This window comes from Paenibacillus cisolokensis, assembly GCF_050481165.1.
GTDB lineage: Bacteria > Bacillota > Bacilli > Paenibacillales > Paenibacillaceae > Paenibacillus_AH > Paenibacillus_AH cisolokensis.
Genome location: NZ_JBCNFP010000137.1, coordinates 1 through 7,251 on the forward strand (window position 1 = coordinate 1; position 7,251 = coordinate 7,251).

Consider the following 7,251-nt stretch of genomic DNA (forward strand, 5'->3'; position numbering starts at 1 on the left):
ACATTCCGATTTCATGTTGAACGAAAGCTCTGCGGATTACCGGCCGTGGGGCTTTTTTTGATGCTGAAGTGATAGAGAAAATGCATATTGACCGCGTACTGGCCGATATGGACCGATAATGGGAAACAGCGGGGCAACCCGCCGTTTTTTGCCTGTCTCCATGGCTTCTCATACTGCTGACGTGCTTGACGCACAAGCGCTCACGTCAATGACAGTGATTACGGCACCGACAAAGTAAGTGAGCGCCGAAACAAGAGGAATCAGGAACGGCTGAAAAAAGGTTTGAAAAAAATTCAAACTTATTTTATCCGCGCGGGCCTTTATAATTCCAATTGAAAGCGTGTTCAGCAGATTGGAGAGAGCGCTTGCAAAAAAACGAACGGGAGAGGAACACGATGAGAATTATTTATTTCGACATCGATTCGCTACGGCCCGACCATATGGGGTGCTACGGATACGAAAGGAACACGACGCCTCATATCGACCGGATCGCGGCGGAGGGGGTTCGCTTTAACGGCTGCTATACCGCGTCGTCGCCTTGCGTGCCTTCGCGGGCCAGCTTCATTTCGGGACGCTTCGGCATTAACCACGGGGCGCTGACCCATTGGGGACCGGGCTGCGATTTCGATTATCCCGACGGGGACGGACATAGTCGGACGGTGCCGTTTTTCACCCGCTACTTGCGAGAGGCGGGGTACAAAACAGTAACATTCTCTTCCTTCGGCGACCGTCACCATGCATGGTGGTATTTCGCCGGTTGGAACGAGGTGCACACCCATTCGCTGAAAGAAGGCAACGAAGATGCGCACGAGGTGAATGCAGCCGTTATTCCCTGGATCAAGGCTCATGCGCACGAGGAAAATTTTTTCCTCCACATTCAGTATTGGGATCCTCATACGATGTACACGTATCCAAAGGAATATGCGGACCAGTGGAAGGATAAACCAGCGAAAGCGTTTCCCGATGCCGCTACGATCGAGAAACACCAGGCCGACCGGTTCCCGCGTTCGGCAGCCCTTCTTCATACGGCGAGCCGTGTTCCGGAGACGATGCCCGAGCGCATCCGCAACCGGGAAGATTTCGTTCGGCTTATCAACGGCTATGACGGCGGTATCAGCTACATGGACCGCTGTATCGGGGAGATTGTGGAGACGCTCCGGGAGATGGGAATCGAGGATGAGGTTTGTTTCGTCATCAGCGCGGATCACGGCGAGTCTTTCGGGGAACACGGCATCTACATGGAGCACGCGAACGCCTCGGAGTCGGTACACCATATCCCGCTGATAGTTAGAGTGCCCGGCGTGACGAAGCCCGGCACGGTTGTCGACGGGCTCATGTACAACGTGGACGTCATCGCCACGATAACCGATCTGGTCGGTCTGCCGGTGCCGGATGGGTGGGACGGCCGGTCCTTCCTGCCCGCTCTGAGAGGTGAAGACTGGCCGGGCCGGGACCATCTGGTGATGGACCATGCCTTGTATGCCTGCCAGCGGGCGGTCAGGGATCGAAAGTGGTACTACATCCGCACGTATCACGAAGGCCTGTATCGATACGACCCGGTGGCGCTGTACGATATGGAAAACGATCCGTACCAAACGAAGAATGTCGCCGAGGAGCATCCGGAGGTCGTCCGCGAGATGGATCACCGCTTGATGAACTGGCTGCACGAGCATTCGGGAAAACCGGGCGGCAAGACCGACCCGTTGCAAAAGGTGATCGAGACTGGACCATTCAAATATGTGACCGTCAGCGCTTGGGTCAAACGGCTGCGCGACGAGGGCTATCATGAAGACGCCGAGGCGCTCGCGGCGAAGTATTTGCCTGAAACGCTGGAGTCGGCTTACGGTTTGGCATAACTTTCGGCATACGAGAACAGTAAAGAGAGGTTTGTTCGATATGACGACAAAAGCAACCAAAATCGAAAGTCCGGGGATTCGGAAGACGGGGGCATCCCGGAAAGGCTGGGACCAAATTCCGGGCGGCGTGATGATCCTGCTGTCCTTTGCCGTCGGAATCGCCGTTTGGGCGCTTATCTCCAGGATTCCGTCGGTCGGGGCGATCGTATCCGACCCGGTTACGATCGTGAAAACCTTTGTGCAGGAGCTATCCAGCGGCAGGCTATGGACCAATATTTATGCCAGCCTGTTTCGGGTTCTGGGAGGGTTTGTACTGGGACTGGCAGCCGCCATACCCGCCGCTTTCCTGATGGGTTGGTATAAGCCGGTCCGGATGATCGTCGAGCCATGGATTCAGTTTTTCCGCACGATTCCCCCGATCGCGCTGATTCCGCTGGTCATTGTCGTCCAAGGAGTGGGCGAGGGTGCGAAGCTGTCGATTATTTTCGTCGCGACCTTCCTGGTCATGGTGATTTCGATCTATCAGGGCGTCGTCAATGTAGATCCGACGCTGATCAAAGCAGCGAAAGTGCTGGGCGCCAAAGACAAAGACATTTTCTTCGAAGTGGTGGTCCCCGCCTCGTTCCCCTATATTCTGGTCGGTGTCCGCTTGGGTCTGGCCAGCGCTTGGACGACGCTGGTCGCAGCCGAGCTGACCGGAGCGAACAAGGGGATCGGTAACATGATCATGGAAGCGGGCTTGTATTTCCGTATGGACATTATCATTCTAGGCATTATCATCATCGGCATCATTGGGCTGGCCATGGACAAGGGCGTTCTGTTCTTGGAGAAAAAATTAACGGGTTGGCAGGAGTTGAGAAAATCATGAACGCGATCGCGGCAAAGACGCCGAAAATTGAAATCGAAAATCTTTCCAAAGTGTATCAGGGGCGAGCCGGCGCCGTCACTGCTTTGCAAAACACGCAACTCACGATCGGCCAAAACGAGTTCGTCTGTGTCGTCGGGCCGAGCGGATGCGGCAAGACAACGTTGCTCAACATTATCGCCGGACTTGAAAATCCAACGACCGGCACCGTTAAGGTGGAGAATCAGATCGTTACCGGCCCGGGCAAGGAAAGGGGGGTCGTCTTTCAACAATATGCCTTGTTTCCGTGGAAAACCGTCTTGAAGAATGTGGAATTCGGCTTGAAGCTTAGAGGGTTTGGGGCGAAAGAGCGCAAAGAGAGAGCCGAAAAGTATCTGGAACTGGTAGGGCTCAAAGACTTCGCCAACGCGTATCCGAAGGAACTGTCGGGGGGCATGAAGCAGCGAGTGGCGATTGCCAGGGCGTATGCCGTGGAGCCCGAAGTGCTGCTGATGGACGAACCGTTCGGCGCCCTGGACGCGCAGACGCGGGCGCAACTGCAGGAAGAGCTGCTGAAAACGTGGGAGAAGGAGAAGCGCACCATCTTTTTTATCACGCACGATGTGGAAGAGGCGGTCATTCTGGCGCAGCGAGTCATTATTATGAGTGCGAGGCCGGGCCGGATCAAGGAAATGATCGATGTCGACATTCCATACCCGCGGACGCAGGAAACCAAATTGTCGAACCGATTCGTCGAGATCAAAAACGAAATTTGGTCGAAGGTTTACAAAGAATATATGGACGTAAAAAAATAAGGGGGATCGGACTATGAAAAAAATAAGCGTTTTAACGTTGGCGGTATCCGTTTTAGGCTTGACGCTGCTCGCATCCGCCTGTTCTTCCGGCCAAACGGGTACGGAAAGCCATACGCCGGCGAAATCGGGCGAGACGCCTACGATCAACGTGGCGTACATGCCGGACATGCACGGCGCAACGCCAATCGTCATCGGTGAAGAAAAAGGCTTCTTCAAGGAAGCGGGAATAAAAGTCAATGCGGTAAAGTTTCTCAGCGGTCCACCGGAGTTCCAAGCGATGGCATCGGGCGAAATCGACATCGCGTATATCGGTCCCGGAGCGACGTTTCTCGCCGCCCAAGGCCAGGGCAAAATCATCACCGTCGACAGCTTGAATACAGGGGACGCAGTTCTGACGAGAGCCGATTCCGGCATCGGGAGCTGGGAGGATTTGAAAGGGAAAACGGTCGGCGTACCGAAAGGAACCTCCGGAGAGATGATCCTGAACCTCGGGCTGACGTCCGCTTCACTTGCTCCCGAAGACGTCAATATCGTGAATATGGATGTGGCTGGAGCCGTATCCGCCTTTGTGTCCAATAAAGTCGACGCGGTCGCGATCTGGTCCCCCTATACGGCCGAGATCGAAAAACAGGTGGGTAAAGAAAACATTAAAATGCTGGGCAATAACGAGACGTTTTTCCCGGATTATGTGTTTCCGCAAAGCTGGGTGGTAAGGCCCGCGTTTTTGGAGGAGCATCCCGATTTGGTCGAGAAGTTTTTGAGCGCGTTTTCCAAGGCGAACGATTACCGCATCGCCAACATTGAAGAAGCGGTCAAGCTCACCAGCGAATTTACGCAAGTGCCCGAGGAGTCGCTCATGATGCAGATCGGCACGACGCAGTGGCTGACGACGGAAGAGATGGTCAAGCATTTCGAGGACAATACGGTGTACGCCTGGTATGAAAGCCTTGAGAAATTGTTTGTCGACAACGGCAAAATGACGAAAGTGATCCCCGCGGAACAATTTGTAAGCAAAGATCCATTCCTGAATGCCGTGAAAAAATAAACTGTGGACTAAACGGGAACAAGTCGCCTTAGCGGGCGGATCTGTTCCCGTTGTTCACTTGGCGGAAAAACGGAACGGCCCCCATCTCGTTAATCAGATTGACGATTTCCTTCGTCCGGGATTTGTTGAATTTTTTGAGCAAAATATTGATCTGCGATTTGATCGTCGATATTTCGACTTGACGTTCTGCGGCGATTTCGGAGATCTTTTTGTTTTTCAGCAGCAAATTAATGATTTCCATTTCCGTCGGGGTCAACTGGGATAGAATATTGATGGAATCCAGCAGCGATTCCTGATTATGGCGGATTCGCCTGAATTCATTTCTGATTTTATAAGCGATTTCCGGTCGGATCGGAGACGAGCCGTTGTAGGCCATGCGGATGCTGTCCAGGATCTCATGTTCCTCCGCGGTTTTCAGCACGTAATCCATCGCACCGGAATCGAAGGCGCTGAACACCGTTTCATCGTCCTCATGTACGGTCAAAAAAATGATCCGCACGTCCGGATGCACCTGGATCGCTTTTTTGGCGGCGAGGATGCCGTCGTGCTTGAAATCCATTTCGATGTCCATAAGTACGACGTCCGGTTTAAGCCGCTCGATCATATCGCAGGCGGCTTTCCCGCTGAAGGCATAGCCGACGAGCTTCATGTCTTCAGCGCTGTCCACTATCGTCCGAAAATGCTCGTTCAAAATGTCGAAATCCTCGACGACGAGAACGTGAATTGGCTTTGAGACAGGTTGCATGTGCATGCGCAGCTCCCTTTCTTTCGGCGGATTCAGTCGGTGATATAGATCGGCAAAAAAATCTGAAATGTCGTACCGGCTCCCAAAGCGCTGGTTACGTCGATATAACCGAAGTGCCCGCTGACGACTTGCTTCGTGTAGGAGAGGCCCAGCCCCCAATTCCGATTCGTATTTTTACTGGTATAAAAGGGATCAAAGATTTCCCCGATCTTCTCCGGCTCGATTCCGTTGCCGTTGTCGATAATCAAAATGACCAGCCATTTCTCCTCGGAATATGCTTCGATTCGCACCCGTCCTCCCTTGTGGCTGTCGATGGCTTCGACTGCATTGATGATGACGTTGTGCAGGGCATCCGACAGGTGGTCGGCATCCGCCAATATTTTCGGATCGCCCTCGGGAGGTACGTATTCGACGCGAATCGAATCGGGGATTCCTTTGAGACTGCCGATCAGCTCCTCCATGAGCACGTTGACGGAAACGGGCCGAAGCTGGAGATAATTCGTCTTGAACGACTTGTACAGCCGGTCCAGCCGGTCCAGGGTATGGTGGATGATCGCTCCAGCCTGCTCGATCTGCTTTTGCAGCTGCAGGTCTGCGGCATCGGATCGCTCTTCCCGGAGTTTGGCCGTTTTTTCCATCTTTTTATTCAGCACCTGCAGCGTAAGGAGTTGGTTTTTCAGGGCGTGGGTAAAGATTTTTGTGCCCATGTCCGCGGTTTTGATTTTCCGCTCCAGGCGCAAATCGAGCTTTCCCATATTTTTCTCGACCCTCGTATAACGCCAGATGGCCAGCAGGCTGACGATCGAAACGCCCCCTGTAAACAAGATGCTGAAATACCACTCGAACAAAGTGAGCGGCGGATTAAAATTCGAAAAATTGGAATAGAGCACATAATAGGTCCGGATATCCGTTACCTGCAAGGGACCCATAAAGCCGAGGTAGAAATAAAATCCGTTCAGCGCAAGCAGCCCAAGCAGGATAAAGCTGATCTGTTTTTTGATCCAGGGAATCGTAATGTTACGATATCTCCATAAAATCAAAAAGAAGGCGACCAGCGCGGATAGCACGATCCACGCCCTGGTGACCCATCCGATGACGAACGTGTATCGGCGCTCGACCGTGTTCAATATCCATTTGTAAACGACGGGGTCGTAAAACACGATGTTGAGAATGGGAAGGAGACTGTTCAGTGCAATATATTTCCATATTTTCTTGAACGGTTTGTTCAAATACAACGTAATGCCCAGTCCCAACAAACTGAAAATAAACACGGACCGACCGATCGTAATCATGCGGCTGATGTCCCCGATTTGCAGAGGGGAGTGCAGCAGCACGTTGCGGATCGATTCGTTAAAAAACAATACTTTGTTGACCTTGAAATAAAATCCGCCGTACTTGGCCAAAAAAAGGACTAGCCCGGACATGCTCAAAAACCAGCCGAATAACACGCAAGCCATCCAGTAGGCGGAAGGGCTGCGGGCTTTGGTGACAAACAGGATGAGGGCGGCCCCCATTAAAAACAAGAGCAGAATAGTCAAAGGGACGGCTCCTTTGGTCGGATTGCCGGAAGTGCTCAGCGGCCGGCAAGCATTTTTATGGTATCGGTTTCATTATAGAGTATTTGCACCTCGCTTGTCATGCGGAGAGCAAGAAACCAGAAAGCAGCTCTATTCCCAAGAGATCAAAAATCCACTTCCACGTGAATAAAATCGTTGTTGTAAGTGATCATCACCCCAACATCGTCGTGTATTCGTATACCTTTAATCACTCCGGAATCGGTGTCAACGGTTGTCATTTCGAGTGAAGATTCGTCGTGCAGCATACGTTGATTTTATTGAATACTGTTCGGTTGTCCCCAATTGCTGTGCAATTTCTCTATACGGTTTTTCTTCAATGTAATAAAGAAACAAAATCTGACGATACATAGTATTTAACATGAAATCGGA

At 52.1% G+C, this 7,251-nt stretch carries 7 protein-coding genes; 4 read left to right on the forward strand and 3 right to left on the reverse strand.

The annotated features are described in order from the left end of the window. Positions 1–395 precede the first annotated feature (395 nt). From ABEV74_RS19785 to ABEV74_RS19800, 4 genes are read left to right on the forward strand one after another with little or no spacing between them, the layout of a single operon-like run. Positions 396–1,856: a sulfatase family protein gene (locus ABEV74_RS19785; RefSeq protein WP_430148790.1), complete on the forward strand. Its 1,461-nt coding sequence runs from the start codon at positions 396–398 to the stop codon at positions 1,854–1,856. Positions 1,857–1,896: 40 nt separating this feature from the next. Continuing rightward, on the forward strand, positions 1,897–2,724 hold the full coding sequence (locus tag ABEV74_RS19790; protein WP_430148792.1) for an ABC transporter permease: 828 nt from the start codon (positions 1,897–1,899) through the stop codon (positions 2,722–2,724). After that, positions 2,721–3,515 (forward strand): ABC transporter ATP-binding protein, encoded by a 795-nt coding sequence (locus ABEV74_RS19795; RefSeq protein ID WP_430148795.1) that lies wholly within the window; start codon positions 2,721–2,723, stop codon positions 3,513–3,515. The genes ABEV74_RS19790 and ABEV74_RS19795 overlap by 4 nt, the downstream gene beginning before the upstream one ends. 13 nt (positions 3,516–3,528) lie before the next feature. After that, positions 3,529–4,560: an aliphatic sulfonate ABC transporter substrate-binding protein gene (locus ABEV74_RS19800; RefSeq protein ID WP_430148798.1), complete on the forward strand. Its 1,032-nt coding sequence runs from the start codon at positions 3,529–3,531 to the stop codon at positions 4,558–4,560. A 28-nt stretch (positions 4,561–4,588) separates the two neighbouring features. Here ABEV74_RS19800 and ABEV74_RS19805 read toward each other — a convergent pair whose 3' ends face one another. The 3 genes from ABEV74_RS19805 to ABEV74_RS19815 all read right to left on the reverse strand — a co-directional run bounded on the left by ABEV74_RS19805 (position 4,589) and on the right by ABEV74_RS19815 (position 7,242). Then, complete coding sequence (locus tag ABEV74_RS19805; RefSeq protein WP_430148801.1) at positions 4,589–5,305, reverse strand: response regulator transcription factor; 717 nt, start codon at positions 5,303–5,305, stop codon at positions 4,589–4,591. Between the two features lie 32 nt (positions 5,306–5,337). After that, entirely contained in the window at positions 5,338–6,843 is a 1,506-nt protein-coding gene (locus ABEV74_RS19810; protein WP_430148804.1) for an ATP-binding protein, read from the reverse strand. A 243-nt stretch (positions 6,844–7,086) separates the two neighbouring features. Continuing rightward, positions 7,087–7,242, reverse strand: coding sequence for a sigma factor-like helix-turn-helix DNA-binding protein (locus ABEV74_RS19815; RefSeq protein ID WP_430148806.1), 156 nt, complete (start codon positions 7,240–7,242; stop codon positions 7,087–7,089). Positions 7,243–7,251 lie beyond the last annotated feature (9 nt).